Origin of the sequence: Chitinophaga sp. (assembly GCF_036566945.1) — a bacterium.
Taxonomy (GTDB): Bacteria; Bacteroidota; Bacteroidia; order Chitinophagales; family Chitinophagaceae; genus Chitinophaga.
Genome location: NZ_DATCVJ010000492.1, coordinates 1 through 1993, shown reverse-complemented (window position 1 = coordinate 1993; position 1993 = coordinate 1). Strand labels below are relative to the sequence as shown.

The window sequence follows — 1993 nt, the reverse complement described above, 5'->3', positions numbered from 1 at the left end:
GTAAAGACGAAGTAGTGAAAGCGCACGAAATGCACTGGATCCGCATCGATCGTTACTTCAGCGGTGATGAAAACAATCCGGAAGTAGTGTTCCAACCAATGTTGTGTCAGCATTGCGATAACGCACCTTGCGAAAACGTTTGTCCTGTAGGAGCTACCAACCACAGTTCTGAAGGTATTAACCAGATGGCTTATAACCGTTGTATCGGTACCCGTTACTGCGCTAATAACTGTCCTTATAAAGTACGTCGCCTGAACTGGAGAGACTGGAACGGTGCAGACAGCTTTGAAAATAACCTCTACGATGTTGCGGACATGAACGATAACCTCACCCGCATGGTATTGAACCCGGATGTAGTTGTTCGTAGCCGCGGTGTGATGGAAAAATGTTCCTTCTGCGTACAACGTCTGCAGGAAGCTAAACTGGATGCGAAGAAAGCTGGTCACCCATTGAAAGATGGTGCTGCTAAAACCGCCTGCCAGCAAGCTTGTGGTGCTGATGCCATCGTATTTGGTAACATCAACGACAAGAATAGCGAAATCTATAAGATCCGCAACGAAATGCAGACAGACAGGTTATACTATGTGTTGGAAGAAACACACGTACTGCCTTCTATCAGCTACCTGGCCAAGATCAGAAACAAGGATGCCGCTCCTAAAACAGAGAAAGACTCTGCTCATAAGGAAGAAGCGCATCACGCGTAATTGATCTTAACAGGACATCGTTAGGAGATAAAGACAGAAAGAAGTTACAGAATCTGAGATCATAACAAAAGACAAGGGCTAGTAGCTAGAAGCTAGCAGCTAAAAGCTTATAGAATATGCATTTAAAATACGAATCCACACTGAGAGAACCTTTGGTAGACGGGGTTAAGGATTATCACCAGGTAACGGAAGATATCATTAGTCCCATTGAAGGGAAGCCTGGAACACTGTGGTATGTAGGCTTTTTTATATCCCTGACACTGTTGGGCTTCGGCGCATTTTCAGTGTTCTGGCAGATCTATTTCGGTGTCGGAGTATGGAATCTGAATAAGACCATCGGTTGGGGTTGGGATATTACCAACTTCGTATGGTGGGTAGGTATCGGTCACGCCGGTACGCTGATTTCCGCCATCCTCCTCCTGTTCCGCCAGGGTTGGCGTACAGGGGTAAACCGTGCAGCAGAAGCGATGACCATCTTCGCGGTAATGTGTGCCGGTCAGTTCCCGATCATTCACATGGGTCGTGTTTGGATGGCCTTCTTCATCCTGCCTTACCCTAACACCCGCGGTCCGGTATGGGTTAACTTTAACTCTCCCCTCCTCTGGGACGTATTCGCGATCTCTACTTACTTTACCGTATCACTGTTATTCTGGTACTCAGGTTTGTTACCGGATTTCGCTACGGTTCGTGACAGAGCTAAAACTAAATTACGCAAGTTATTATATGGTGTAGCAGCTTTCGGCTGGACCGGTTCTACCAAACACTGGCAACGTCATGAAGCGCTGTCACTGGTATTGGCAGGTTTATCTACTCCACTGGTACTGTCTGTACACACGATCGTATCTTTTGACTTTGCGACTTCTGTAATTCCTGGTTGGCATACTACCATCTTCCCTCCCTACTTCGTAGCGGGTGCGATCTTCTCCGGATTTGCGATGGTACAAACACTGCTGATCATTACACGTAAAATATTACACCTGGAAGAATACATCACCCTTGGCCACATGGAAGCCATGAACAAGGTAATTGTATTAACCGGTTCCGTAGTAGGTTGCGCTTACCTGACTGAGTTATTCATGGCATGGTACGGAGCTAACCCTTACGAGTTTGCAACATTCTTCAAATACCGTGCTGCCGGTCCGCTGGGTTGGTCTTACTGGATCATGATGACCTGTAACGTAATCACTCCGCAGGTGTTCTGGTTCCGTAAAATGAGAAGAAATGTAGCGGTGACTTTCGTAATGTCTATCATCGTAAACATCGGTATGTGGTTCGAGCGTTTCGTAATC

The 1993-nt window shown here is 46.6% G+C and carries 2 protein-coding genes; both read left to right on the top strand.

All coding sequences use genetic code 11. From position 1 onward, the window contains the following. A partial coding sequence (locus tag VIP81_RS15075; RefSeq protein WP_331962225.1) for a 4Fe-4S dicluster domain-containing protein occupies positions 1-704 on the top strand: 704 nt, incomplete at its 5' end. Positions 705-820: 116 nt separating this feature from the next. After that, the coding region (gene nrfD, locus VIP81_RS15070; RefSeq protein WP_331962222.1) for an NrfD/PsrC family molybdoenzyme membrane anchor subunit at positions 821-1993 on the top strand (1173 nt) is incomplete at its 3' end.